This is a genomic window from uncultured Microbulbifer sp. (assembly GCF_913055755.1).
GTDB lineage: Bacteria > Pseudomonadota > Gammaproteobacteria > Pseudomonadales > Cellvibrionaceae > Microbulbifer.
This window is the reverse complement of record NZ_CAJXKH010000002.1, coordinates 93,188-118,662: the sequence shown is the minus strand read 5'-3', so window position 1 is coordinate 118,662 and position 25,475 is coordinate 93,188. Positions and strand designations below refer to the sequence as shown.

At 58.9% G+C, this 25,475-nt stretch carries 21 protein-coding genes; 17 read left to right on the top strand and 4 right to left on the bottom strand.

Annotated features, from left to right (window positions below; all coding sequences use genetic code 11):
- Positions 1 to 20: 20 nt before the first annotated feature.
- Complete coding sequence (locus QZ511_RS01045) at positions 21 to 1,643, bottom strand: electron transfer flavoprotein-ubiquinone oxidoreductase (RefSeq protein ID WP_295797700.1); 1,623 nt, start codon at positions 1,641 to 1,643, stop codon at positions 21 to 23.
- Positions 1,644 to 2,113: 470 nt separating this feature from the next.
- On the opposite strand from QZ511_RS01045, the gene QZ511_RS01040 reads away from it, so the two are divergent.
- The 16 genes from QZ511_RS01040 to QZ511_RS00965 all read left to right on the top strand — a co-directional run bounded on the left by QZ511_RS01040 (position 2,114) and on the right by QZ511_RS00965 (position 17,895).
- On the top strand, positions 2,114 to 2,863 hold the full coding sequence (locus QZ511_RS01040) for an electron transfer flavoprotein subunit beta/FixA family protein (RefSeq protein ID WP_295797659.1): 750 nt from the start codon (positions 2,114 to 2,116) through the stop codon (positions 2,861 to 2,863).
- The gene (locus QZ511_RS01035; RefSeq protein WP_295797657.1) at positions 2,863 to 3,792 is read left to right on the top strand and encodes an FAD-binding protein; all 930 of its coding nucleotides are present in this window, start codon (positions 2,863 to 2,865) and stop codon (positions 3,790 to 3,792) included. The genes QZ511_RS01040 and QZ511_RS01035 overlap by 1 nt, the downstream gene beginning before the upstream one ends.
- A 213-nt stretch (positions 3,793 to 4,005) precedes the next feature.
- Complete coding sequence (locus QZ511_RS01030; RefSeq protein WP_295797655.1) at positions 4,006 to 4,689, top strand: type II secretion system protein N; 684 nt, start codon at positions 4,006 to 4,008, stop codon at positions 4,687 to 4,689.
- Positions 4,690 to 4,777: 88 nt separating this feature from the next.
- The gene (gene gspD, locus QZ511_RS01025) at positions 4,778 to 6,739 is read left to right on the top strand and encodes a type II secretion system secretin GspD (protein WP_295797652.1); all 1,962 of its coding nucleotides are present in this window, start codon (positions 4,778 to 4,780) and stop codon (positions 6,737 to 6,739) included.
- Positions 6,739 to 8,217 (top strand): type II secretion system ATPase GspE, encoded by a 1,479-nt coding sequence (gene gspE / locus QZ511_RS01020; RefSeq protein WP_295797649.1) that lies wholly within the window; start codon positions 6,739 to 6,741, stop codon positions 8,215 to 8,217. The genes gspD and gspE overlap by 1 nt, the downstream gene beginning before the upstream one ends.
- A 1-nt stretch (position 8,218) precedes the next feature.
- Positions 8,219 to 9,436 carry a type II secretion system inner membrane protein GspF gene (gene gspF, locus QZ511_RS01015; protein WP_295797645.1) on the top strand — a complete coding sequence of 406 codons (1,218 nt, stop codon included), beginning with the start codon at positions 8,219 to 8,221 and terminating at the stop codon, positions 9,434 to 9,436.
- A gap of 75 nt (positions 9,437 to 9,511) precedes the next feature.
- Positions 9,512 to 9,940, top strand: a complete 429-nt coding sequence (gene gspG, locus QZ511_RS01010; protein WP_295797643.1) for a type II secretion system major pseudopilin GspG — start codon at positions 9,512 to 9,514, stop codon at positions 9,938 to 9,940.
- 21 nt (positions 9,941 to 9,961) lie between these two features.
- Positions 9,962 to 10,573, top strand: coding sequence for a type II secretion system protein (locus QZ511_RS01005; RefSeq protein ID WP_295797640.1), 612 nt, complete (start codon positions 9,962 to 9,964; stop codon positions 10,571 to 10,573).
- Positions 10,563 to 10,931 carry a type II secretion system minor pseudopilin GspI gene (gene gspI, locus QZ511_RS01000; protein ID WP_295797638.1) on the top strand — a complete coding sequence of 123 codons (369 nt, stop codon included), beginning with the start codon at positions 10,563 to 10,565 and terminating at the stop codon, positions 10,929 to 10,931. The genes QZ511_RS01005 and gspI overlap by 11 nt, the downstream gene beginning before the upstream one ends.
- Positions 10,928 to 11,782 carry a type II secretion system minor pseudopilin GspJ gene (gene gspJ / locus QZ511_RS00995; protein WP_295797635.1) on the top strand — a complete coding sequence of 285 codons (855 nt, stop codon included), beginning with the start codon at positions 10,928 to 10,930 and terminating at the stop codon, positions 11,780 to 11,782. Before gspI ends, gspJ begins: the two co-directional genes overlap by 4 nt.
- Complete coding sequence (gene gspK / locus QZ511_RS00990) at positions 11,772 to 12,758, top strand: type II secretion system minor pseudopilin GspK (protein WP_295797632.1); 987 nt, start codon at positions 11,772 to 11,774, stop codon at positions 12,756 to 12,758. The genes gspJ and gspK overlap by 11 nt, the downstream gene beginning before the upstream one ends.
- Positions 12,759 to 14,102: a type II secretion system protein GspL gene (gspL, locus tag QZ511_RS00985; RefSeq protein ID WP_295797629.1), complete on the top strand. Its 1,344-nt coding sequence runs from the start codon at positions 12,759 to 12,761 to the stop codon at positions 14,100 to 14,102.
- An 11-nt stretch (positions 14,103 to 14,113) separates the two neighbouring features.
- Positions 14,114 to 14,602 carry a type II secretion system protein M gene (locus QZ511_RS00980; protein WP_295797628.1) on the top strand — a complete coding sequence of 163 codons (489 nt, stop codon included), beginning with the start codon at positions 14,114 to 14,116 and terminating at the stop codon, positions 14,600 to 14,602.
- A 266-nt stretch (positions 14,603 to 14,868) separates the two neighbouring features.
- Complete coding sequence (locus QZ511_RS00975; RefSeq protein ID WP_295797624.1) at positions 14,869 to 15,138, top strand: acetyltransferase; 270 nt, start codon at positions 14,869 to 14,871, stop codon at positions 15,136 to 15,138.
- A gap of 289 nt (positions 15,139 to 15,427) precedes the next feature.
- Positions 15,428 to 15,634 (top strand): DUF2788 domain-containing protein, encoded by a 207-nt coding sequence (locus QZ511_RS00970; protein ID WP_295797620.1) that lies wholly within the window; start codon positions 15,428 to 15,430, stop codon positions 15,632 to 15,634.
- 41 nt (positions 15,635 to 15,675) lie between these two features.
- The gene (locus QZ511_RS00965) at positions 15,676 to 17,895 is read left to right on the top strand and encodes a hybrid sensor histidine kinase/response regulator (RefSeq protein WP_295797618.1); all 2,220 of its coding nucleotides are present in this window, start codon (positions 15,676 to 15,678) and stop codon (positions 17,893 to 17,895) included.
- Between the two features lie 81 nt (positions 17,896 to 17,976).
- Here QZ511_RS00965 and QZ511_RS00960 read toward each other — a convergent pair whose 3' ends face one another.
- Positions 17,977 to 21,117, bottom strand: coding sequence for a TonB-dependent receptor (locus QZ511_RS00960; protein WP_295797616.1), 3,141 nt, complete (start codon positions 21,115 to 21,117; stop codon positions 17,977 to 17,979).
- 257 nt (positions 21,118 to 21,374) lie between these two features.
- Between QZ511_RS00960 and QZ511_RS00955 the strand changes: the two genes are divergently transcribed.
- Positions 21,375 to 22,175 (top strand): S1/P1 nuclease, encoded by an 801-nt coding sequence (locus tag QZ511_RS00955; RefSeq protein ID WP_295797613.1) that lies wholly within the window; start codon positions 21,375 to 21,377, stop codon positions 22,173 to 22,175.
- Between the two features lie 198 nt (positions 22,176 to 22,373).
- Here the strand turns inward: QZ511_RS00955 and xthA are convergent, their stop codons facing one another.
- Both xthA and QZ511_RS00945 read right to left on the bottom strand, forming a co-directional pair.
- The gene (gene xthA / locus QZ511_RS00950) at positions 22,374 to 23,189 is read right to left on the bottom strand and encodes an exodeoxyribonuclease III (protein WP_295797610.1); all 816 of its coding nucleotides are present in this window, start codon (positions 23,187 to 23,189) and stop codon (positions 22,374 to 22,376) included.
- Between the two features lie 97 nt (positions 23,190 to 23,286).
- The gene (locus tag QZ511_RS00945; RefSeq protein ID WP_295797609.1) at positions 23,287 to 25,389 is read right to left on the bottom strand and encodes a carboxy terminal-processing peptidase; all 2,103 of its coding nucleotides are present in this window, start codon (positions 25,387 to 25,389) and stop codon (positions 23,287 to 23,289) included.
- Positions 25,390 to 25,475: the final 86 nt, after the last annotated feature.

The following is a 25,475-nucleotide window of genomic DNA, read 5'->3' as shown; positions in this document are numbered from 1 at the left end:
CAAAACAGTAACTGACTGAATTACATGTTGGGGTAATTGGGGCCGCCGCCGCCTTCCGGTGCGATCCAGACAATATTCTGGGTCGGGTCCTTGATGTCGCAGGTCTTGCAGTGAACACAGTTCTGCGCGTTGATCTGGAAGCGCTTGCTGTCGCCTTCCTCGATCACTTCGTAGACGCCGGCAGGGCAGTAGCGCTGCGCCGGCTCGTCATAGATCGGCAGGTTGTGGTTCAGCGGCACCTCGTCATCCTTCAGGGTCAGGTGACAGGGCTGGTCTTCCTCGTGGTTGGTGTTGGAGATGAACACCGAGGACAGTTTATCGAAGCTCAGCACCCCGTCCGGTTTCGGGTAGTTGATCTTCTTGCAGTCCGCTGCCGGCTTCAGCTGGGCGTGGTCCGCCTTGCTGTCGCGCAGGGTCCAGGGCAGTTTGCCCTTGAACAGGTTGATGTCGATAAACGCATAGGCGGAGCCGAGAATGTTGCCCCACTTGTGCTGCGCCGGGCCGAAGTTGCGCTGCATGTGCAGTTCCTTCCACGCCCAGCTGTCCTGGTACTTGCTAGTGTATTCGGTGACTTCGTCGCTGGTGCGCTCCGCGGCGATGGCTTCGGCCACCGTCTCGGCGGCAATCATGCCGGACTTCATCGCGGTGTGGTTGCCCTTGATCTTGGCGAAGTTCAGGGTGCCGGCGTCGTCACCGATCAGCAGGCCGCCCGGGAAGGTCATTTTCGGCTGTGATTGCAGGCCGCCTTTGACGATGGCTCGGGCACCGTAAGCCACGCGCTGGCCGCCTTCCAGGTACTGCTTGATCACCGGGTGGTGCTTGTAGCGCTGGAATTCGTCAAACGGGCTGACGTGGGGGTTGCTGTAGGAGAGGTCGGTAATCAGGCCCACTACCACCTGATCCTCTTCCAGGTGGTAGAGGAAGCCACCACCGGGAGTGCCGGACTCATCCAGCGGCCAGCCGGCGGTATGTACCACCAGGCCCTGCTGGTGCTTGGCGCTGTCGACCTTCCAGATTTCCTTGATGCCGATACCGTAGTGCTGCGGGTCGCGGTCTGCATCCAGGCTGTACTTGGCAATCAGCTGCTTGCCCAGGTGGCCGCGGCAACCTTCAGCAAACAGGGTGTACTTGGCATGCAGCTCCATGCCGGGCATGTAGCTATCTTTGTGCTCACCCTTGGCGCCCACACCCATATCACCGGTAGCGATACCTTTTACCGAGCCGTCTTCGTTGTACAGGACTTCGGCGGCGGCAAAGCCGGGGAAAATTTCGACGCCCAGGTTTTCTGCCTGTTCCGCCAGCCAGCGGCACAGGTTGCCCAGGCTGATGATGTAGTTGCCGTCGTTGTGCATGGTGCTCGGCACCAGCATGTTTGGCACCTTCATGTCGCTTTCCGCGCCGCGCAGCACGTAAATGTCGTCACCTTTTACTTCGGTGTTCAGCGGCGCACCGCGCTCTTTCCAGTCCGGGAAGAGTTCGTTGAGGGCGGTGGGTTCAAAGATGGCACCCGACAGGATATGCGCACCAACCTCGGAGCCTTTTTCCACCACGCAGACCGAGAGGTCTTCATTGATCTGGCGCAGTCGGCACGCGGCGGCAAGTCCGGCGGGACCGGCACCCACGATGACTACGTCGTATTCCATTGACTCGCGTTCCACAGGTGTCTCCTCAGCAAGTTGCGTTCATTATTCAGCTGCCGAATTATGGCAGGCACTTTTTCTGGTGGCGCATTATATCGGTGAACCCGCAACCCTACCAATTGCAGGACTTTTCATATGGGGTGGCAAAAGCGCCGGCCAAACCGGCGTAACGCGTTGATTTTCCTCGGCAGAATAGGGCGGGTTTATGGTCTGGAATAGATCCCATGAATGGCTGCTAGGCTTAGTATTCAACTATTGATTTTGGTTTTTGAAAGGGCCACCATACACGCCGCTCAAACAACTGTTTGAACTGGTGACACCGCCGAATTCGCCGCTGTGGCCCCCGAGATTCGGGGTGCGGCAGGCCCAGTTGCCGCGCTCAGCCGGGAGGCTGCCAGAGTTATAACGCTGCGATGGTTCCCTTGGGGGGCTATAGTCGCAGCTCCTACGTAGACTACTGAGACGGGATTTTCATGAAAGTTCTTGTAGCTGTGAAACGCGTTGTGGATTACAACGTGAAAGTCCGCCCCAAGGCGGACGGTACTGATGTGGACACTGCCAACGTCAAAATGTCCATCAACCCCTTCTGTGAAATCGCTGTGGAAGAAGCGGTGCGCCTGAAAGAAAAGGGTGTAGTGAGCGAGATCGTCGCCGTTTCCATGGGGCCCAAGCAGTGCCAGGAACAGATTCGTACCGCGCTTGCGCTGGGTGCTGACCGCGGCATCCAGGTTGAGACCGATGCCGAGTTGCAGCCGCTGGCGGTTGCCAAGTGCCTGAAAGCCATCGTTGATAAAGAAGAGCCGCAGCTGGTTATTCTGGGCAAGCAGTCCATCGACGGCGACAACAACCAGACCGGCCAGATGCTGGCGGCGCTGGCAGGCATGGGGCAGGGCACCTTCGCCTCCGAAGTGAACGTGGCAGACGGTTCGGTCAAGGTTACCCGTGAGGTCGACGGCGGCCTGCAGACCGTCGAGCTGACACTCCCGGCGGTGGTTACCACCGACCTGCGCCTGAACGAACCCCGCTACGCTTCCCTGCCGAATATCATGAAGGCAAAGAAGAAGCCGCTGGACACCACCACCCCGGAAGACCTGGGCGTGGATATCGCTCCCCGCACCAAGACCCTGAAAGTAGAGCCGCCGGCCGAGCGCCAGGCCGGTATCAAGGTCGCTGACGTGGCGGAACTGGTAGAGAAACTGAAGAGCGAGGCGAAGGTAATCTGATGAGTATTCTGGTAATTGCAGAGCACGATAACGCCGAACTGAAAGGCGCTACCCTGAACACCATCGCCGCAGCCAAAGCCATCGGTGGCGATATCGAAGTGCTGGTAGCGGGCAGTGGCTGTGGTGCCGTTGCAGAAGCTGCCGCCAAGGTTGAAGGTGTCAGCAAGGTTCTGGCTGCGGATAACGCCGCGTATGAACATCAGCTGGCGGAAAATGTCGCCAAGCTGGTTGCCGATCTGGGTAAAAACTACAGTCACGTGCTGGCGCCGGCCACCACTACCGGCAAAAACATGCTGCCGCGTGCTGCGGCGCTGCTGGATGTGCAACCGATCTCCGACATTATCGCGGTAGAGAGCCCGGATACCTTCAAGCGCCCGATCTATGCCGGTAACGTCATTGCCACCGTGCAGAGTTCCGATGCCATCAAGGTGATCTCCGTGCGTACCACCGCGTTTGACGCAGTGGCGGCCGAGGGTGGCAGTGCGGCGGTTGAGTCTGTGGATATCGCGGATGATGCGGGTGTTTCCAAGTTTGTCGGCGAAGAGCTGGCCGAGTCCGATCGCCCCGAGCTGACTGCCGCCAAGGTGGTGATTTCCGGTGGTCGCGGCATGCAGAATGGCGACAACTTCGAGCTGCTGTACAAGGTGGCAGACAAGCTGGGCGCTGCGGTGGGTGCATCCCGCGCTGCGGTTGACGCCGGTTTCGTACCCAATGATATGCAGGTAGGCCAGACTGGTAAGATCGTCGCTCCCGACCTGTATATCGCCGTGGGCATCTCCGGTGCCATCCAGCACCTGGCGGGCATGAAAGATTCCAAGGTGATTGTGGCCATCAACAAGGATGAAGAGGCACCGATCTTCTCCGTCGCCGATTACGGCCTGGTTGCGGATCTGTTTGACGCGGTACCTGAGCTGGAAACAAAGTTGTAACATCCAGTTCATATACTGCGGGCAACGAAAGGGGCGACTTCGGTCGCCCTTTTTGTTGGTTCTTTATCGGTTCGTATTGTTGGCTGTCGGGTCGCACTGGTTATTTTGTGACCTTTTCGGCGCTTGAGATTGCCTTTCTGGGTTTGAGCCACGAGAATAGGCGGCCAATAATGAAAACGAGCTGTATGTGGTACAGCAGAGACGGGTTTTGAGATGTCTTTGGTAAATCGCACTATTGCGTCCGTCGCCAACAAGTCCGGCGGCGCATCGTCAAAGGGTATTTCCCGCAGCCTCCTGGCTACCGTGGCGGTGGTCGGCGGCTGGCTGTCTGTGAATCTGCTCGCCTACGGCAGCCTGGCATTTCCCCCAGGCAGTGGCGACAGCCTGCTGGTCGAGCGTGGCCCCCGTACTACCGCCAATCAGGCCCAGGCCAGCCTGCCGACAACACCGTTTTTCGGCGTCGCTGAAGTCAAGCAGGAAGCAGAGCCCGAGATTGACCTGGCCAATATCCCGATCACCCAATTGAATCTTGTGCTTTCCGGTGTGCTGAGCAGCAGCGTGAATGACCGCGCCAGTGCCCTGGTGGCAGAGCGGGGCAAGCCCGCAGAACGTATTTATGTGGGGCAGACCCTGGCCGGGGGCGCGGAAGTCTATTCCGTTGAGGTCGACCACATAATTCTCCGCCGCAACGGTCAGATGGAAAAACTGACCTATCCGGACGCGGATGGCCGTCCGACTGTGCCAAAGCAGTACGCAAATTACACCCAGCAGGCTGCGCGAGCGGTCAGTGCCAGCGCCTCCGCGCAACGTGCGGACAAGCAGCAGTCCATTCGCGACCGGCTGGAGCAACTGCGGGAAATGGCCCGCCAGCGTCAGGGGGGGCGCGACCTTCGCTGATTCAAGCGAAGTGCCCGCACGCGGGCTTCCACATTATTGCCAAGACCATTAATTCAACGAATACATAAGAATTAGAGCCAGATTTACAATGACGAGCTTGTTTCACCGACGGCTGCTAGCGGTCGCCCTGGGTTTTTTGATGTCCTTTTCGGTACTGGCTCAGGCCCCGGAGCGGGTGACCCTTTCCCTGGATAACGCCGATATCCGCGATTTGATCAACTGGGCGGCGGACTTCACCGGCAAGAACATCATCGTACACCCCAACGTCAAGGGTAAGGTTACCGTTGTGGCCGGTGACCCCATGACCCACCAGCAGGCTTTCGATGTATTTATGTCGGTGCTGCAGGTGAACGGTTTCAGCCTGGTGGAGCAGGGGGACGCCTGGAAAGTGGTGCCCGACGCCCTCGCCAAACAGCAGGCCATACCGGTAATTGATGACCAGACGCGCGCCCCGGGTGAAGCGCTGGTTGTCCGCACCGTCAAAGTCGAGAACATCTCTGCGGCGCAATTGATCGCGATGCTGCGCCCGCTGATTCCCCAGACCGGTCACCTGGCCGCCTATGCCGACACAAATACCCTGATCGTCGCCGATCGTGCGGCCAACATCGATCAGATCGTGCGTTTGATCAAGCAGCTGGACCGCGCCGGCGCCATCGATATCGAGCTGGTGCCGCTGGAGTTCGCTTCCGCGAAAGAAGTGAAGCAGGTGATCACCGAACTGTTGCAGGGCGGCGGCAAAAGCGCCGGCAATGATGTACAGCCGTTGCGCATTGCGGTGGACGAGCGCTCAAACGCCATCCTGCTTACCGGCGACCCGGTAACCCGCCAGCAGCTTAAAAAGGTCATTCAACGCCTGGATCAGCCGCTGACCGGCGAAGGCAACACCGCGGTGGTCTATGTGCAGTACGCCAGTGCTGCGGACCTGAAGCCCATTCTCGAGGGCATGAGCGGTAGTATCCAGAAGACCGAGAAGGACCAGCAGGTTGCCGATGTGGAAGTCAGCATCCAGGTCAACGAAGAACTGAACGCGCTGATTCTGACCGCGCCGCCGTCGCTGCTCGAAACCATGAAGGGCGTGATTGCGAAGCTGGACGTGCGCCGCGCCCAGGTGCTGATCGAAGCAATTATCGTGGAAGTGACCGAAGGCACCGGCAACAAGCTGGGGGTCAAGTGGATCGCCGGCAACAATGACGATGTGTTTGCCGGTTTTGAGAATGATGTGGCGCTGACCGATGACGAGGATGTCGGTATTCCGGTGGACGGCGCGCTTATCAATCCTACTTCTCTGAACCCCGCGAACCTGATCCGCAGCGGCCTGAACCTGGGCTTCCTGAGTGGTACCGACGTGCGTGTGGCGATCAATGCCATGGCCAGTGAGAGCAACGCCAATATCCTGTCCACGCCGACCATTATGGCGCTGGACAACGAGGAAGCCGAAATCCTGGTGGGGCAGAACGTACCGTTCATTACCGGCGAACAGTTGCTGTCCGGCAGCAACAATGACCCGTTTACCACCATTCAGCGCCAGGACGTGGGTACCACCCTCAAGGTGACGCCGCGGGTGAACAACAACAATTCCGTGACCCTGGAAATCGAGCAGACGGTGGAAAACGTGCTGCCTTCTTCCGAGGGTGCTGCGGATATCGTGACCAGCAAGCGGGAAATCCGTACCAAGGTACTGATCGACGACGGCGCCATCCTGGTGCTGGGCGGCCTGATCGAGGACAAAGTTACCGAAATCAATCAGAAGGTGCCTTTGCTGGGCGATATTCCCGGCGTCGGCCGCCTGTTCCGCAACTCGGACAAGTCCGTGGACAAGACCAACCTGATGGTGTTCCTGCGCCCGAAAATCCTCAGCAGCCAGATTGCCGGCTACGAGGAAACCCGCAAGCGCTATCGCGACATGCAGGAGAAACAGTTGCAGTTGCGTGACAACACCAGCCGCATCTGGGACTGGGAGCGCGGCGATACCCTGCCGGACCTGCTGCCCCCCGCGACCAGCTACGAGCAGGAAGAAGCGGTGCCGGTGGAGCCCGAGGCGTTCAAGTAATGACGGAACTCGCGGTAAAACGACTGCCATATGCCTTCGCCAAGCGGCACCAGGTGCTGCTGGCGGAAGTGGATGGCGCACCGGTATGCCAGTATGTGGCGCCGCTGAATCCAGCGGTGCTGGCGGAAGTCCAGCGCCTGTGCGCACTGCCCCTGGGGGCCGCCGTGGTTGACGCGGAAACCTTCCAGCAGGCGCTGCAGCAACAGTACGAAAACCGGGAAGGCGGCAACCTTTCGGATGTGGAAGGCCTGGGCGAAGACCTGGACCTGGCGGCAGTGGCCGATTCGCTGCCGGAAACCGAAGACCTGCTGGAGCAGGAAGACGACGCACCGATCGTCAAGTTGATCAACGCCATCTTCGCCGAATCGCTCAAGCAGGGCGCTTCGGATATCCATATTGAAACATTCGAGAAACGCCTGGTAGTGCGCTTCCGTGTCGACGGCGTTCTGCGGGAAGTCCTGCAGCCCCGCCGCGCGCTGGCGCCGCTGCTGGTGTCGCGGATCAAGGTAATGGCGAAACTCGATATCGCCGAGAAGCGGGTGCCCCAGGATGGCCGCATTTCGCTGCTGATGGGCGGTCGCGAGGTCGACGTGCGCGTGTCCACCATGCCGTCCTCGGCCGGGGAGCGGGTGGTAATGCGCCTGCTGGACAAGCAGGCGGGCAAGATGGATATGCGCCAGCTGGGTATGTCCGAGCGGGATCTCAAGGTGATGACCGAGCTGCTCGGCCGCCCCCACGGTATCCTGCTGGTCACCGGGCCAACGGGTTCCGGTAAAACCACCACCCTGTACGCGGGCCTCGCCAGCATCAACCACCGGGAGAAGAACATTCTCACCGTCGAGGACCCGGTGGAATACAACCTGGAGGGCGTGGGCCAGACCCAGGTGAATACCAAGGCAGATATGACCTTCGCCCGCGGCCTGCGCGCAATCCTGCGTCAGGACCCGGATGTGGTGATGGTGGGTGAGATCCGCGACCTGGAGACCATGCAGATCGCCATTCAGGCGAGCTTGACCGGTCACCTGGTACTTTCGACCCTGCACACCAATACCGCTCTCGGCGCGGTTACCCGTCTGGTGGACATGGGCATCGAACCGTTCCTGCTGTCTTCCAGCGTCATTGGCGTGCTCGCCCAGCGCCTGGTGCGGGTGCTGTGTCCGGATTGCCGCGAAGCGCACAAGGCGGATGCCTTTGAATGCCGCATGCTGGGGCTGCCGGAAGACAGTGACACCACGATTTATCGCCCGGGCGGTTGCGAACACTGCAACCACACCGGCTATCTCGGCCGCGTCGGTATCTACGAGCTGGTGCCGGTGAACGAGAAATTGCGGCAGTTGATTCACGACCGCGCGTCGGAAAGCGCGCTGGTTAAGGAGGCGCGCACGCTCGCGCCGAGCATTCGCGACGACGGCATGGCAAAAGTGCTGTCTGGAGTCACTTCACTGGAAGAAGTACTGCGGGTAACCCAGGAGTCCTGACATGGGTGCATTCGAGTACACGGCGCTAAACAACGGCGGGCGCAAGAGCCGCGGTACGCTGGAGGCTGACAGTGCCAAGGCCGCGCGCCAGCAATTGCGGGCCAAAGGCCTGATTCCGCTGGAAGTGAGTGCCGCAACCGAGTCATCGGGGCAGGGCGGCGGCAGCATTCTGACCGGCAGTCCGGGCCTCGGTATCAAGCAGCTGGCGCTACTGACCAGACAGATCGCCACGCTCCTGCGCGCCGGTATTCCCCTGGAAGAGACCCTGGGCGCCATTGCCAATCAATCGCGCAACCAGAAGGTGCGCCGCATTGTCCTTGCTGTGCGCGCCAAGGTGCTCGAAGGTCACAGCTTTGCCCAGGCCCTGGGTAGTTTCCCCCGCGCATTTCCCAAGCTTTACCGCGCCACGGTGGAGGCCGGAGAGTACTCCGGGCATCTCGATGAAGTGCTGGAACGGCTCGGGGATTACACCGAAAACCAGCAGCAGTTCCGGCAGAAGGTCCAGCTGGCGCTGATCTACCCGATCGTGCTGGTGGTGGTCTGCGTGCTGGTGGTGACCGGCCTGATGGTGTACGTGGTGCCGGACGTGATCGAAGTCTTCACCGGTACCGGCCAGCAACTGCCGCTGGCGACCCGTATTCTGGTGTCCATCAGCGATTTTATTGCCGCCTGGGGCTGGATGATTCCCCCGGTGCTGGTACTGCTGGTGGTGGGCTGGGTTCTGCTGTTGCGGCGCCCGGGTTTCCGCTATCAATACCACCACCGGCTGCTGGAAATGCCGGTGATCGGCTGGCTGGTGCGCGGTGGCCAGAGCGCCCGCTATATTGGCACCCTGGCGATCCTGACCGGCAGCAGTGTGCCGCTGGTGCAGGCCATGGGCATCGCCAGTGGCGTGATGACCAATGACTACCTGAAGGAGCGCCTGCAGTTTGCGCAGAAGTTCGTGCGCGAGGGCGGCAGCCTGCGCAAGGCGCTTGAAGATGCAGAGTATTTTCCGCCGATGATGATCTACATGATTGCCAGCGGCGAATCCTCCGGCACCCTCGACCAGATGCTGGTGCGGGCGGCGGAGAACCAGGAGCAGGACCTGCAGGGTGCGGTGACTGCTTTTGTCAGCCTGTTTGAGCCGATCATGCTGCTGGTGATGGCAGCCATCGTGCTGTTTATCGTGATGGCGATCATGATGCCGATCATGAACATGAACCAGCTGGTGGGCTGAGGCGAATTTTCCACTGGTTAAAAAAGCGCCAGTGCGGCAAAGTACCGCCTGGAATTCGAAACTGCGAGGTAAGAAATGAACAATCTGCGCAAGAACGGGGGCTTTACCCTGATCGAGATCATGGTGGTGATCGTGATCCTGGGCGTGCTGGGTGCGATGGTGGTACCGAGTATCCTGGGCAAGACCGGGGAGGCGCGCATGAAAGCGGCGAAATCCGACCTGCGTACCATCGAAACCGCACTGGATATGTATCGCATGGACAACTTCGTCTATCCGAGCTCCGAGCAGGGACTGGAAGCGCTGCTGACCAAACCATCCGGTTTTCCCGAAGCGAAGAACTGGACCCAGCCCTACCTGAAGCGCGAAGCCAAAGATCCCTGGGGTAACGCCTATCAGTACATCAGCCCGGGCAGCAGCGGTCCCTACGATCTGTTCAGCCTCGGTGCCGACGGCAAGCCCGGTGGCGAGGGCGAGGCTTCGGATCTGTTCGCGTCCGAACTCTGAGGTTGAGCGACCCCCAATCCCATGAAAGCCGTATCCCGCCAACGGGGCTTCACACTGATCGAGCTGCTGGTGGTGATGGTAATCATCGCCACGCTGGCGGGTATGGCGACCCTTTCTCTCGGCAGCGCAGACGGTCGCAAGTGGACCGGCGAGGTGCAGCGGCTGGCGAACCTGCTGCAGCTGGTGGCGGATCGCGCGCTGATCGACAAGACCCACCTGGGTGTGGTGGTAGAAGAAAACCGCTACACCATCGTGCGTTACGATACCGGCCTGATGAAATGGGAGGAGATGGACTTCTCCGGTACCCCCGATGCGCCCAACGCGCGCCGCTTCACCGCCCACGAGCTGCCCCCCAACATGCGCCTGGAAGTGCTCTCGCAGACCGAGCTGCCCGGGGCGGACGACAACCAGGCGGAGTTCGGTCGCCGCTCCGGAAGTGACGAACGAGCCGGCAGCAAGGACGAAGAAGAGGTGTTGCCGCAATTTGCCGCGCTTTCCAGCGGCGAGGTTTTGCCGGTGGAGATTGCCGTGCACCTGCTGACAAACGGCAACCGCGATATTGGCCGCAGTGCGGTCATTTCCTACAGTAGCCTGCAGGGTATGCAGCTGGAGTGGCTGGGCGATGAGCTGTAGGCGATACCAGCGCGGCTTTACCCTTATTGAAGTGCTTGTGGCGCTGGTCATCTTCGGGGTCATTGCAGCCAGCGTGCTGAAGACGCTGCAGGACAGCGTGCGCCAGCAAACCGCGCTGGAAGAGCGGCTGGCCGCAAACTGGGTTGCACAGCAGACTCTCTCCGAAATTCGCATGCGCACCGACTGGCCGCCGCTGGGCAAGAATACCGAGCGCGTGATCGTGGGTGAGCGGGAGTGGCAGGTCGCCGCCGAAGTGAAGTCCACCAGCGAACCGCGAATGCGCCATCTGATCGTGCAGGTGGGTTGGCCGGACCAAACTCCCATCCTTACCATCGACTCGTGGATGGCGCAGCCGTGACGCCCGCTCACTCTCTCCATTGTGCCCCTGCCAGCGAGCGCGGCTTTACGCTGCTCGAGTTGCTGGTCGTGCTGGTGATCGTGTCGATCATCAGCGTCGGTTCCTATTCACTGCTGGAAACCTTCTTCACTACCGACCGCGTGCTGACCGGCCGCGCCGAGGAAATGCGGCGCCTGTCGATGGCGATGTACCGGCTGGATGACGACCTGCGCCAGCTTACCGTGCGCCCGGTGAAAAATGCCTATAGCGGATACGAGCCGGCCTTCCAGGGCGTATCCAACGAATTTGAATTTACCCGCCTGGGTGCCGCCAACCTCACCGGCGAACCCCGCGGGTTGCTGCAGCGGCTGCACTACGGCATCGGCTATCCCGAGGAAGACTCGCGGAGCGGTCGCTACGACGATGAGGATGACACCGCACTGTTGCTTCGCAGCCGCTGGCGGATCCTCGATCGCGGGCCGGACTCCCAGCCGGTTACCGAGCCCATCCTGGATGGGGTGATCGACCTGTCGGTGCGTTATTACGACAGTGACACCGAGGTGTGGTTGGCCCAGTGGCCGCCGGCATCGAGCACCACCACCCCCGGCGAAGTGGACCTGCGCCTGCCGCGGGCCATTGAGATAACCCTGACCACCCGCACCGGTGGCGAAATGCGACGCCTGTTTTCCATGCCGGACTACGCGGTAACCACCTCGACAGGTGGTTCCGGTTCCGGTTCCGGTGGAGATGACAGCCGGGGCGGCGACGAAGGCTCCAGTAGCGGTTCCTCGGGATCTTCCGGCAGTTCTGGCGGTAGCGATGCGGGAAGCGGGGAAGAAGGCAGTCAGGGGGACGCGCGCGATGGGCAGTAACCTCCGCAAACAACGCGGTGTTGCACTGATTACGGTACTGCTGGTGATGGTCATCGCGATTGCCGCGGTGACCCACGCGGTGACCCGCAACCGGCTCGCGATTTCCCGCACCAGCGCCATTCTGGCGAACACCCAGCTGGCGGAGTTTGTCCACGGTGCCGAGGCCTGGGCCATCATCGCGCTGGAAAAGGACTTTGAGGAAGATGAAGCCGCGGGCAACAGCAGTGACAATACGGCGGAAGCCTGGGCGCGGAAACTGACAGAATTCAATCCGGACAACGGAAAGATTCGCATACAAATCAAAGACTTGCAGTCTTGTTTTAATGTCAATAATTTAACTCTGGGGCGAGGTTCTGGCGGTGGGGGCAGCGCTGCCAGTGACAATTCCACCCTGTTGCGAAATCTGGTGCGCAATGTCGGTGCCAACGCCGATGTAGCACTGGCGATTGAAGACTGGCTGGATCCGGGGGATACGCCCCTGGGGTCCGGTACGGAAGACAATGGTTACCTGGGTCTGGAAGAGGCCTACCGGACCCCGGATACATTGATCACCGATGTGTCTGAGTTGCGTTCGGTGCAGGGTATGGATGCGGAGTCCTGGGAGCAGATTGCGCCGGAGCTGTGTGCGCTGCCGGAGAACGGGACCCGCATCAATGTGAATACCGCATCCCAGGACCTGCTGGAAGCGTTGCTGCCCGGGGCAAATGTGGCCGGACTGGTCAACCAGCGGGAGTCGGGAACACCGTTTGCGCAGTCTTCCGACCTGACTTCCTTTGGCGTGACGGGCGCGGGCGGCAATCTGGACTTCAACAGCACCTATTTTGTGGCGCATATTGCGGTGCAACTTGGCCTGGAACACCGACAGTACTGGGAGTCGATACTCAAGCTCGACGCCACTACCGGTAAAGTAAAAGTAATACAGCGTCAGCGACGCGAATTTTCCGGGCAGTATTTGCAGGAATTACTGGGGGATTAATTGGACCAGAATATCAAGCTATTGCGGTTGGTGGACGAATCGCTCAGCGCAGCGGGGCGGATCTCCGTGCAGTTCTGGCAGGACGGCCAGTGGCAGCCTGTTGCTATCGATGACGACCTGGCACACGCTTTTGCGCCCGGTGAAACGACGGATTCGGTTACTGTGGCTGCCGGCAGCGAGGATGAACAGGCGGCCGAGCCGGAAAATGCCGATACAAGCGGCGCAGAAGGCGCAGTTGAACTGACCTTTGCCGACGGCGAGCGCGGGTTGTTGCTGTTGCCGGGTAGCTGGGTCTGGAGTGGTCTGGAGGTGATTCCGCGGGCTGCGCGCCGCCAGAGTACTGCGGTGGGCTACATGCTCGAGGACCAGCTGGCAGAAGACGTCGAGGATCTGCACTTTGTCTGCCACCCGGTAGAGGGCGACCTGTGTAGTGTGTTTGCGGTTGCCCGGCGCAAAATACAAACGCTGCACGCCCAGTTGAGCCGGCTTGGCTGGGCGATTGTGGCGGCGATTCCGGAGTTTGGCCTGTTGAGCGGGGCCGCGGGGCAGTCGAGCATCTGGCTGGATGGTACACGGGCACATATGTGGCAGCTGCCGGGACGCGGCCTGACCGTTAGTCGTCCACTGCTGTTGCCTGTGGCCGAGAGCCTGTTTGCTCCGGAAAATGAGGAAGCCGAGGAGATCGAGGGCCCGCTGAACACCGCGACTACAGCAATCAACCTGTTCGGTGCGCCGGAAGAGCTGGAGACAGGGGGGCTGTCGCAACTGGGTGAGCTCGCTGCGCACCCCGGTGCGGAGTCAGAGCTGCTCGGGAAGCTATCCCCGGGAGCCGCGGGCAACCTACTCAGCGGTGAATACCAGCTGGTACTCGGATCCCATGAGGGCCCCTGGTGGCGAAAGCCCGCGATTGCGGTTGCGGTCTGTTTTGTACTGCAGCTGCTGTTTTTCCTGGGGGCCGGGACATATTTCAAGATTCAGGCGAACAAGGCGGATGCGCAGGCGCGGACAGCGTTCAGCGAAATTTTTCCCGGTGACACCCCGCGAGCCGATCTGCGCCGCCAGATCACCGGTTACCTGAATCAGTCAAGCGGTGGCAGTGGCGATTTTGCCCGTCAGCTGCAACAACTGGCGGACGTCTGGAAAACCGGCAAGCCCGGGGACCTGAGCCTGCAGTCCCTGCGCTTCGACGGTAGCCGTGGGGAACTTGTGCTGCAGTTGCGCGCCGCCAATCTGGGGCAGCTGGACGCGGTGGTCGGCAAATTGTCCAGTGGCCAGTACCAGGCCGAGTTGCTTGCCGCGAATGAACTGGAAGACGGTGTTTCCGGCCGGATCCGCCTGCGCTGAGTGAGAATTCAATGAAACAACAGCTATTACAATGGCAGCAAAAGTGGAATGCGCTGCCCGCCAACGATCAGCGGGCCCTGGGTATGTTGTCACTTTTCCTGGGCGCTATTTTTATCGTATTCGGTTTGTTCAAGCCGGCGCACAGCTTCTTTGAAAACGCCCGGGAAGAAGCGCAGGCCTCGCGGGAGCTGGTAGAGTGGGTCAATCGACAGCGGCCCCAGCTGGAGCGCATCTCCCGTTCCAGCGGCGGCAACAACCAGGCCCAGGGAACCCTGTTGCAACGGGTGACGGCGGCGGCGAAGAACCACAACGTCACGATCAAACGTTTTGAGCCGGAAGGCGATGGGCGCATCCGCCTGTGGATTGATCAGGCTCGTTACCAGGATCTTCAGCCATGGCTGAACACGCTGTTGCAGCAACGCTTTGTGGTGCAGTCGGTCAGCGTGGACGCGCTGGCAGAAGAGGGGATGGTATCCGCGCGTTTGACCCTGGAGCGTTGAGGCGGCGGCGGTGGTGGCGTCCATATGGCGTCATCTCCGGCTTTCAGGTGTTTTCGAACCCTGAAGTGCAATAATCAGTCAATCTTTTCCTGTATTCGAATAGTTTTTGTAATTTACATGAGGATCATACGAATATAACGAATACGGCTGTCGTCAAAGCCCCATTATTTCCCGACAGAACTAGCTGATTTTCCTTGGGTACCTCACCGTATGGCGGTATTTTCTTCCTATACTCTGTGGAGTGACGGTTGAAACAGGTGTCAGCGATGTTATTCAGAAATGCCGAAAGCAATCATCTGATCGAGGTGGCGGACGTGGTTACCCTGGCCAATCCCTATGAACTGACGGTGGTGGGGCGCTACCTGTGGGGTGAGGAAGTGCAGGACCCGGAAGTGTTCGACAAGGCGGATCTACGCTTTCTCTCCGGTGAGCCCCTGCCGCGGTGCTGGCACGACAGTCGCTATCGCGATCGCGAGGTGCGTCGTATCAAATGCGGCACCCGGATCAATGACGCAGACTATTATCAGGGGGCGTGATCGTTTATTACGCGTCAGACGCCATTTTTTGATGAAATAGCGGTCAATTTGCGGGTCTTTTTATCAATAGGGCGGCCCGCATCCCATTTCGTGGTTTCGTACCTATACCTCCTATACAATACGCGCCAATTTTTCACCGGTTGCTTGTAGCGACGGGAATGCTTTGGCCGTTTGGGTGCCCAGTGTTCGCCAGCTAAGTCCGGATGTCGTGGTGGGTTCTGGGGACCTGCCGGAATTCTTCAGCGCGGGGCCAGGCTTCGCCAATAGCGTATTTCGGGGCTGCTGAGTCATGAGCTTTGAGTTGTTTGAAGAGTATTCGCTGTACCTGGGCGTCGGCGGCCTGATTCTGTTTATGATCTTTATCGTGTGGAATCTGGCCAAAGAGTCGAAGGCTGGTCGGTTCGGCACCTTTATTCTTTTTACCGCCCTCGGACTCGGTTTGCTGGGATTTCTCATCAAGACTGTACTTGTTGAGATCATGGGACTTGGCCAGTAGTCGGCGTTGCTGCCGATCAGGGATGCCGGGAAGAACTCTATATGCCGCTATTTGATCACCCCGAACTCAAGGTACAGAAAGACCGCCGGGTCTGTCGCAATACCGATACCCGCATTGCCAAGTACAGCCGCCGGGGCATGTTGCTGACCCTTGTGGCGTTCACGGTTGCGGTGGCAATGGGGGAGTTGCGCAGTTTACACCCCGAGCTGCTGATGGTGCTTGGCATCGTACTCGTGCTGGTAACCATGTGGCGGGGCTATTATGTATTCCGTTTCGATAGCATCTACGCCACCGGTCCAAAGCGCTGGCGGCGCCGCTATTTCCTCGCCTCTACCCTAGGTGCCGCCTGGTGGGGCGGGATTCTCTTTTGCCATGTGTTGCTGCTGGGTTTTACCCCGGTTACCCAGTTTCTGTGGCTCTATACGGTGGTTTTCTGCGCGAGTGTGGCCACGGTATTTTCCCCCTACCATCGCTTCCTGACCTGGTTCCTTTTCTGTTCCCTGATACCGGCTGCGGTAGAGGGCTTCCTGACCGGAGATATTCTCGGTGCGATTTACGGCGCGTTGACGATCACCTTTGTCTGGTTGATGGCGCACCAGGCGCGCAAGGAATCGGAAAACTACTGGGACCGGGTGTCTGCGATGCAGGCGCTGCAACAGAAAGCCAGCAATCTCGCCGCGGCGCGCAAGCACTCCGAAGCGGCGGTTGAGGTAACCAATGAATTCCTCGCCAATGTCGGCCAAGAATTCCGTAGCCAGCTGTCGGACTCGCTGGGGGCACTGGCCCTGCTCGAAGGAGACCGGTTGAACGAGCGTCAGCGGGAATGGGTGCGCCTGGCCAAGAACGCAAATAACCAGCAGCTGAAGCTGGTGGACAATGTCGGCATGTTCACGCGGGTGGCGCGCAAGGATATCCAGTTGCGCCGGGCACCATTCAACCTGGTCCGCACGATCGAGAAGGCGTTTATGTTCGCCGCCAAGCACGCCCATCGCCAGCGTCTGGAATTCAACTTCCTGATCGACGATGCTCTGCCCTTTATGGTAACCGGCGACAACCGCAAGACCGCGCAACTGATCCGCAACCTGGTGGACTCTGCCACGGTGATCGCGCAGACCGGAGAATTGTGGGGCGAGGCCAGTTTCGAGCAGATCGGCACCGGGGAAGGGCAGCTGACAATAAAGCTCAAGGATAACGGCCAGGGAGAAATTCTTCCGGACGAGTCGGAGTTGTTCGGGGCCTTTTCCCGTATGGACACCACGCAGGTGACTACCGGGCTTGGCCTCAGTATTGCCAAGGGCCTGGCGGAAGCCATGGGTGGTTACCTGCAGCTGCACTCGTCCGACGATGGCAACCGCTATCAGGCAGTGATCAAATTTGAAATAGAACCGAATCAGCGCAATTACCTGACACCCGATCGTCGCCTGCAGGATACCGAGGTTGTGGTACTGCACCAGAAGGGGCTGTTTGTCGGGGGCACGGTCAAGGTATTGCGCTCATTTGGAATGGAGGTTTCCAGCTTTCCCTGGGTGGATGACAACGAGGAAGCCAGGGATGCCTTTGCCCAGGCCATAGAGCGACGGCATCTGGTGATGCTGGTGCCGGCGATGGGCGATACCAGCCTGATTGGTGACATCCGCGCGCTGCTGTCAGCGCATTCCTCTGGCGACAATGGCGCGAGTCCGGGCTTTCCGTTGATCTGCCTTGGCGCCTATGGCAGCAAGGCCCAGTTCGCCGGGCTGGCGGCGCTGAACCCGGATGCGCAATACCTGTCGCGCCCGGCAACCCGCAAGGAACTGCATGAAGCGCTGGTAACCCGGTTGTTCGGCGGAGCCAAAAAAACCAGCCGGCGGGTGGTCAGTAGCAGTAGTGAAGTGAACCGCAAACGCCAGCTGCTGTTGATCGAGGAGTCCCGCCAGCACCTGGGGGTTACCGAGGAAATGCTGCAGGCGCTGGGATACCGGGTTGAAGTGGTACCTTCGGTGGAATCCGCCCTGGGTCTGTTGCCGAACAATAATTTCGATCTGGTGCTGGTCGACTGCCAGCAGAACACGACGCACAGTGCGGAAATCATCGAGCAACTGCGCTTGTGGGAAAGCGATCATGCACCGGATGATCATTTGCCAATTGTGGCGCTCACCAGTACAACGGAAGAACAGTTTGAAGGCCGCTGCCTCGCCGCCGGGATGGATGACTTCCTTACTAAGCCGTTGAGCAAAGACAGTCTGGCGGAAACTCTGGAGCGCTGGCTGGGGGATGCCTGAGTATTTCCAGAAAGCCGCCATGTAAAAAAGGGAGCCGAGGCTCCCTTTTTTATTGTGATTTCTATTGTGCCGGATGGGCGATCAGAAATTGTATTTCAGTCCCATCTTTACACGCCAGGTGGATTGTTCCGCCTCGAAACGGGTGTAATTTTCGGTATTGAGCCCGCCAAACGGCTCGTAGTAAACGTATTGGCCGTCTTCGTTGACATCGTAATCGAACAGGATTTGCTGCGGGTACTGGATGTCATAAACCTTGCCCCAGTCATCGTTCAGCAGGTTGGCGAAATTGTCGATAGTGAGGTAAACCAGCCCGCGATGCTCCGGCAGGAAACCGGGCACTTCTTGGGTAATCGCCAGGTCCATGGTGGTTACCCAGGGCATGCGGTCGGAGTACTTGCCGACGTAACCACCCGCGGAACCGGCCACCCCGGCGGCCTGTGCAATATCCATGATTTCCGCGTAACTCAGCCCGCTTTCGAAATCCACCGCGGCATCGTCCGCACCGGACGGAATGTAAGCCAGATAGACGTCGGAGTCGTCGAAACTGGTCTGGTCACCCAGGTCGCCATCCTGATAGGCGCCGAGGGTCCAGGAGAAGGGACGACCGGAGCGGCGTTCCAGGAACAGGTTAAAGTTGGTGGCGTATCCGGAAACAAACTCTGTGCGGAAACTCAGGTTGAGCACGAAGCGGTGCTCTATCTCGTAGTAGGCGGTGCCTTCCAGCGGCTGGTTGCGGTTTTCCACTACCTCATACTGGTAATTGGATTCTGCGGTGGAGCTGGTGCCCGGGTTTACCTCGGTAATGTCCTGGTGGGTATATGAGAGGTTCACCGACACGCCGTTGTCGAACGCCTTGTCCAGTGCCGTTGACCAGATAACACTGCGGCCGCCGTTGTCCACGTTGGTCAGTTCCAGGTCGTAATTGCCCTCGAACTCGGTGCCGTCATAGATACTGTCCCAGATGATGCGGCCGTCCACCGTGCGCCTGCCGTTATCGACTCGGGACAGGTCGCGCCAGAAAACGGCATTTTCCCGGTCCACGTAGGTCAACTCGGTATTCCAACTGAAATCTTCACCCACGCCCGGAACATCGAAGGTGTAGTCCGCGGCGAGCTGGTAACGCCAGTCTGAGGGCAGCTCGAAATCCGGGTCGATATTGTTGGTGCTGCCAGCACCGGGAGCCAGTGCATCCAGGGCACTCTGGGGGATTCCGTTCAGATTGACATCGGCCGGATCCAGGCCGGGCAGATAGACCGAATCCTTGGTGGTGCCGTCGTTGGTGTAGGCATTGGACACCCAGACCAGCGGCATGCCACCACTGAAGCGCCCGACACCGCCTCGCAGGGTCAGGTCGTCGCGCAGGTCCCAGTTGAAGCCGACGCGGGGTAGCCAGATATCACGGCCGTCCAGATTCTCGGTGTTGGCGTAGCCATAGGTCTGCTCGAAGTTACTGTTGCGATTCGGCGCGCTGTCGATATTCAGCATTTCATAGCGCAAGCCCGCCACCAGTTCGAAGCCGGCGAACGGTTCCAGCGTCGCATCCCCGTACAGGGAGTAGGTGGTGCCGTTGACGTCGTAGGCGATATCCTGGATATCGTTGGTGTAGGCATTACTGTATTCGAAACTGTCAATCTGCCGCTGTTCGAACTCGTCGATGCCCGGGAAGGTCCAGGTGCCGGAAGCATCGCGGCCGTAGAGATTGTAGTTCCAGGTGTCTTCCACTTCCGCGCCAAAACGGAACTGGGTGTCGCCATGACTGTATATACCGTGGGCACCGAAATTCCACACCTCGTTCGCCAGCACGTTGGCATGCCGGTTTTCGTCCGCGCCGGCAACAATGGTGCCTGCGGCCGTCCGGATATTGATTTCCCCCCAGTCGGACGCGGTGAGGGAGGCCTGCTCATATTCCTTGTACGAGAGGTTTATTTCCGTGCTGAACACATCGGACCAGTCGGAGAACAGGTGCGAGGTGTAATAGGTGGTGTCCTGGGCCATGGTCCACAGGTTGGATGCCAGATTGAGGGTGCTGTCGCTGTCGGTAAAGTTGCGCGCGGAGCGGGTTTCCTGGCTGCTGTAGGTGAAATCTGCGCGGTGATTGTCGCTGATGTTCCAGTCGAGTTTTACCAGCGTCTTTTCATCGCTATCCGGTGCCGGAGCAGAACCCACCGAGTCGGAAAGTCCATAGACATCCTGCATGATATCGAGCACACGGGACACTTCTGCTGTGGTCACATCGTGATTGGCGAGGGTATTGAGGTCGTAATTAAAGCTGATTTCCTCTTCCCATTTCTCATAGGAACTGAACAAGAACAGCTTGTCCTGAATCAGGGCACCACTGAACGTGCCGCCGTAGGTTTCCTCTTCATTCTCGATATCAAATTCAGCAACAGAGCCATCGTTCGACAGCTTGTCATCTTCCGCGGTGCCGGCCCAGGGCGCGGACTCGAAATAGGCGCTGCCATGGAATTCATTGGTGCCGGATTTGGTTACCGCATTGACATTGCCGCCGGTAAATCTACCCTTGCGTGCATCGAACGGTGCATAGGATACGGAAATCTGCTCTACCGCATCCAGAGAGATCGGCGTGCGGTTGTTGGGGTAGCCGTTGGACTGCAGCCCGAAGGTATCATTGATGCCAACGCCGTCAATGGTAAGTGAGTTGTACTTGGGGTTGGTGCCGGCAATGCTGAGCTCGGTGCCATCCGGGCTGACGACTGCCAGCGGATTAGCGCGGATCACATCCTTCAGGTCGCGGTTGAAGGTAGCGGCATTGGCAATCTGCTCTTCACCGAACACGCCGTTGGAACCGCGGTTTGAATAGACTTGAGCCTCGCCGGTGACAATGACTTCCTCGATACTGTTTACGGTGATTTCCGAATCAGCCAGGTTGATTGGAAGTGTAAGCGGCTCGTCCAAGCTCAGGTAAATGCCTTCGAGAACTTCCTCTCCCTGCGGGGAGTTAATGCGAATCGTATAGGGGCCACCCACGCGAAGACCGCTTGCGTTGAAGCGGCCTGACTCGTTGCTCTGAATAACACTGCGGCTGTTGGAAGGCTGGTGCACGATGGTCACGGTGGCATTGTTGACCGGTGTCTCGCCGTCTGCGGTAACCATGCCGCGAATGGTGGATGTTGTTTGCTGCGCGAGCGCAACAGGCGCCGTACCCAGTGTGGAAATGATCGCAGCAGATAGCAGCGCGCGAGAGAACTGGTAGCGTTTCATTGAATTCTCCTGGTCGTATGTCAGCGCTGGAGAAGCACTTGGCACCGTGGTACCACTTGCCCGAAATGCGCTTTATGTTTTTCCTTTTGTGCCGAAATGCTGGAATTTCGGCGCGCCCATTGTTAGTGCAAAGTTTTTCAGGAGAGTTAAGGGGAGGTTGCAGTAATATCGCTAACAGATTACAGCGTGTTCCCTTTTTAGAAATGTCACAATTGGAGAGTAGGGTGCGCTGGTATCAAAACTGAAAGGGGGCGACTATGCGCAACTTTGTTATCAGCACCGTTCTGATTCTTTTAAGCTTTCTGTCGGCAAGCAGCTACGCCTGGGGTCCTGACGGACACCGCGTGGGAGGTGAGATTGCCTGGCAATACCTCAACCCAGAAGTGCGGGAGGAAGTAACGCGCCTGCTGGCAATCAAGGGTGAGCCAAGCTTGGCGGAAGCGGGTACCTGGGCCGACCGTATGCGCAGTAACAGCAGCTATGACTGGGTTGCACCGCTGCACTACATCAACCTGCCGGTACAGTGGAACGGCTATCGCAAGCAACGGGATTGCCCAAAGCAGGGATGTATTCTGGAGGCCATCAACACCTACCAGCGGCAACTGGCGGACACCACCCTGAGCGATGCCCAGCGTGCGGAGGCATTACTGTTGCTTGTGCATTTTGTCGAAGATATCCATCAGCCAATGCATACGGGTTTGCGTGAAGATCGCGGTGGCAATGATGTGGAAGTGCAGTTTTATGGTTTTACCACCAATCTGCATGCACTGTGGGATGTATTTCTGCCCGCAGGGTTTGTTTCGGACTGGCAACAGTATTCCCGCGCGCAGCCTGCAAACATTACTGCGAGCCAGCGTACCGAGTGGCTGCAGGCAACACCGGAACAGTGGGCAAAGGAATCCCATCAGCTGGCCCACGCCAACGCCTATCCAAAGCAAGCCGCACTGGGTGAAGATTATTACCTGAAAAATCGGGAAGTGGTTGCGCTGCGCCTGCAACAGGCGGGAGTGCGATTAGCGGGAATAATTAACAGTGCCTTTGCAGGGGGTGGGAAGTAAATCGGCCCCGGTGGCGGCGCCGCTGCCGGGCACAGTCTTGCGAGACACGCCGTGAACCCATCCCTGGGGGCTCTTCGAAAACGTCCCTGTTTTCGAAGGTCTCGCAAGACTGTACCCGGCATCACCGCCTTCGCAGCGAGATCTCAGTTTGTTATGACCATCAATCATTTAGTACAGCTTATCGCCGAACTATAATTTTTAGATCTTGAACTCGGCCCACACCGGCGCGTGGTCCGAAGGCCGTTCCATCCCGCGGATGCTGTAATCCACGCCGGTATCCACACAGGTGTCCGCCAGCGACTGGCTGGCGAGAATCAGATCAATGCGCAGGCCGCGCTTGGGCTCGCGATCAAAACCGCGGCTGCGGTAGTCAAACCAGCTGAAAATATCGTTGGTTTCCGGGTTCTTCTGGCGGAAGGTATCCACCAGTCCCCAGTTCTGGATTTTCTCCAACCATTCGCGTTCCTCCGGCAGGAAGCTGCACTTGCCATCCCGCAGCCAGCGCTTGCGGTTGGGCTCGCCGATACCGATATCCAGGTCGGTCGGGGAAATGTTCATGTCACCGATCACCAGTACTGGCGCATCCTTGCTGCATTCGCTGTTCAGGTAATTATCCAGGTCCGCGTAATACTTCTGTTTAGCGGGAAACTTGGTCGGATGTTCGCGGCTCTCGCCCTGGGGGAAGTAGCCGTTGATCACCGTCAACGGCTCCTTGCCGCCAATGTCGAACTGACCCGCGACCAGGCGGCGCTGGGCGTCTTCAGCATCGCCCGGGAAACCGTACTGGGACTTGAGGAAAGGGTAGCGGGAGAGCAGGGCAACGCCGTAGTGGGTCTTCTGTCCGAAGAAAATGACCTCGTAACCGAGATCCCGCACCACATCTGCAGGGAACTCTTCATCGGTCACTTTGGTTTCCTGCAGGCCGATAATGTCCGGCGCGTGGGTTTCTACCAGTGCTTCCAGCTGATGCAGCCGTGCGCGAATACTGTTGACGTTGAACGATACGACTTTCATTTTTCCCCCGGTTATAAAATGCGAGGCCCGCTATTCAGGAGAATACCGGGCCATCGTGTATTGGCATTGTCAGGCGGCCGCAACGGCCGCCGCTTATTTAAAAGTTCGCGACCTGTGGTGCACGTGTCACGCGATCCTTGAGGCCGATAAAATCGGCCATGATAAAGCCGGCTTCATTCAGCACTGGATCGTCTTCCAGGGTGATTTCCACCGGACCGCCCACCGGAGCGGTATCTTCAGACTCGCTCTTTTCCATCGCCTCGAAGTTCTCGTAAGGCTCGAGTCCCTTGGCCTGTCTGCGCTTGTTTTCCATGGTTAGCAGTTCGCTGTTGAGTGCTTCGCGCTCGTTATTGCGGGCTTCTTCATTCAGGGATACGGACTTGCGATTGGTCTGCTCGACCTGGTATTTGAACTGCTCGCGCAGGAACACGAAATCCGGGTCGCTGGCGGTGCGCTGCTCATGCTTGCGCGACAGGTCCGGCAGCAGGTCCTTCAGGTTGAAGTATTTCGCATGGGGTACCGCGTGAATGCGATCCCAGGGCAGGGCGGTGTCATAGGCACTTTCACCCACTTCCTCCGAGTCGATCAACTGCGGCATGGCGATGTCCGGAGAGACGCCCGCATGCTGGGTACTGTCACCGGAAACCCGGTAGAACTTGGACTGGGTGATTTTCAGCTGGCCCTCTTTCAGCGGTGCCATGGTCTGTACCGTGCCTTTGCCGAAGGACTGGTTGCCGACCACCAGACCGCGGTTGTAGTCCTGGATGGCGCCGGCAAAAATTTCCGAAGCGGAGGCAGACAGGCGGTTGATGAGCACCATCAGTGGTCCGCGGTACATCGCCCGGGAGCGGGAGCGGTTGTGGCGGGAAATCTGCTCGTTGGCATGGCGGATCTGCACAACCGGACCCTGGTCGATAAACAGGTCGGTCAGCATGGTTGCTTCCTGCAGGGAGCCACCGCCGTTGTTACGCAGGTCGAGGATCACGCCATCGACGCCTTCTTTCTGCAGTTCATCCAGCAGGCGCGCCACATCGCGGGTGGTGCTCTTGTAGTTCGGGTCGCGGCGACGGTAGGCCTCGAAATCGATGTAGAAGGTCGGCAGGTTGATCACGCCGATCTTGTAGTTCTTTTCGCCATCGGAAAACTCGAAGGTGGCTTTCTTCGCCGCCTGGTCTTCCAGCTTCACCTTGCTGCGCTTGATCAGCACGGTGCGATGGGTGCCGTCACCCCCAGTGGGAATGGTTTCCAGGCGTACAAAGGTGCCGGCCGAGCCGCGGATCAGGTCGACCACATCGTCCAGGCGCCAGCCCACCACGTCGACCATCTCTCCTTCCTGGTCCTGACCCACGGCAACGATCTTGTCATTGGGCTTGATCTTGCCGGAGCGGTCAGCAGGGCCGCCGGCAACCAGGCGGGCAACCTTGGTGTATTCATCTTCCACCTGCAGCACCGCACCGATCCCTTCCAGAGACAGGGACATGCTCATGTTGAAGTTTTCCAGTGAGCGCGGTGACAGATAGTTGCTGTGCGGGTCGTACAGGCGGGTGAGGGAATTCATGTACAACTCGAACACGTCGTCGGAATTCTGCTGGCCGAGTCGCTTCAGTTGGCCCTTGTAGCGGCGCACCAGCAGGTCGCTGATTTCTTCATCACTCTTGCCGGTCAGGCGCAGGTTGAGCACGCTGGACTTGAGGCGCTTGCGCCACAGGTCGTCGGCGGCACTGATGGACTGCGGCCACTGGGCATTTTCGCGATCCAGCTCCAGTGACTCCTCCTTGGTGAAGTCGAACTTCGGCAGGCCGTTTTCGAACTGGGAGAGGATGTTGTTCAGGCGATCGGACACCCGCAGGCGGTAGCGGTTGTAGATTTCGAAGCCACGATCCACGTTGCCCGCCTTCAGATCGTCATCGAGTTTGTTGCGCCACTGGCGGAACTCGCTGATATCGGAGGCGAGAAAATAGCTCTTTGACGGGTCGAGGCTGTCGATGTACTCATCCCACAGGCCAGATGACATCTCATCGCTGACCTTGAGCTTGTTGTAGTGGAGCATCTCCAGCTTACTGACGATTTCCCGGGCCGTGCCACCCTGATCTTCATGGGGCTTGAGCGTCTCGACCTCAGCCAGGCTGGCGGGGGATACGAGGACCAACAGGGTGAAGGAGAGGCCGGAAAGGAGTGCGGCTATTCGATTGCTAAGCATAAGGAGTCTCTTTATACGTCCTACTTCAAGGCGCCCCACTGTCGTTGAATCGGGCGGCTGCGGGCCTTAAGGACCGCCAGCCATGC

Excerpts from the sequence above, each read along its gene's own strand:
- QZ511_RS01045 (WP_295797700.1), bottom strand. The coding sequence starts at position 1,643 with ATGGAATACGACGTAGTCATCGTGGGTGCCGGTCCCGCCGGACTTGCC.
- QZ511_RS01040 (WP_295797659.1), top strand. The coding sequence starts at position 2,114 with ATGAAAGTTCTTGTAGCTGTGAAACGCGTTGTGGATTACAACGTGAAA.
- QZ511_RS01035 (WP_295797657.1), top strand. The coding sequence starts at position 2,863 with ATGAGTATTCTGGTAATTGCAGAGCACGATAACGCCGAACTGAAAGGC.
- QZ511_RS01030 (WP_295797655.1), top strand. The coding sequence starts at position 4,006 with ATGTCTTTGGTAAATCGCACTATTGCGTCCGTCGCCAACAAGTCCGGC.
- gspD (WP_295797652.1), top strand. The coding sequence starts at position 4,778 with ATGACGAGCTTGTTTCACCGACGGCTGCTAGCGGTCGCCCTGGGTTTT.
- gspE (WP_295797649.1), top strand. The coding sequence starts at position 6,739 with ATGACGGAACTCGCGGTAAAACGACTGCCATATGCCTTCGCCAAGCGG.
- gspF (WP_295797645.1), top strand. The coding sequence starts at position 8,219 with ATGGGTGCATTCGAGTACACGGCGCTAAACAACGGCGGGCGCAAGAGC.
- gspG (WP_295797643.1), top strand. The coding sequence starts at position 9,512 with ATGAACAATCTGCGCAAGAACGGGGGCTTTACCCTGATCGAGATCATG.
- QZ511_RS01005 (WP_295797640.1), top strand. The coding sequence starts at position 9,962 with ATGAAAGCCGTATCCCGCCAACGGGGCTTCACACTGATCGAGCTGCTG.
- gspI (WP_295797638.1), top strand. The coding sequence starts at position 10,563 with ATGAGCTGTAGGCGATACCAGCGCGGCTTTACCCTTATTGAAGTGCTT.
- gspK (WP_295797632.1), top strand. The coding sequence starts at position 11,772 with ATGGGCAGTAACCTCCGCAAACAACGCGGTGTTGCACTGATTACGGTA.
- QZ511_RS00980 (WP_295797628.1), top strand. The coding sequence starts at position 14,114 with ATGAAACAACAGCTATTACAATGGCAGCAAAAGTGGAATGCGCTGCCC.
- QZ511_RS00975 (WP_295797624.1), top strand. The coding sequence starts at position 14,869 with ATGTTATTCAGAAATGCCGAAAGCAATCATCTGATCGAGGTGGCGGAC.
- QZ511_RS00970 (WP_295797620.1), top strand. The coding sequence starts at position 15,428 with ATGAGCTTTGAGTTGTTTGAAGAGTATTCGCTGTACCTGGGCGTCGGC.
- QZ511_RS00965 (WP_295797618.1), top strand. The coding sequence starts at position 15,676 with ATGCCGCTATTTGATCACCCCGAACTCAAGGTACAGAAAGACCGCCGG.
- QZ511_RS00960 (WP_295797616.1), bottom strand. The coding sequence starts at position 21,117 with ATGAAACGCTACCAGTTCTCTCGCGCGCTGCTATCTGCTGCGATCATT.
- QZ511_RS00955 (WP_295797613.1), top strand. The coding sequence starts at position 21,375 with ATGCGCAACTTTGTTATCAGCACCGTTCTGATTCTTTTAAGCTTTCTG.
- xthA (WP_295797610.1), bottom strand. The coding sequence starts at position 23,189 with ATGAAAGTCGTATCGTTCAACGTCAACAGTATTCGCGCACGGCTGCAT.
- QZ511_RS00945 (WP_295797609.1), bottom strand. The coding sequence starts at position 25,389 with ATGCTTAGCAATCGAATAGCCGCACTCCTTTCCGGCCTCTCCTTCACC.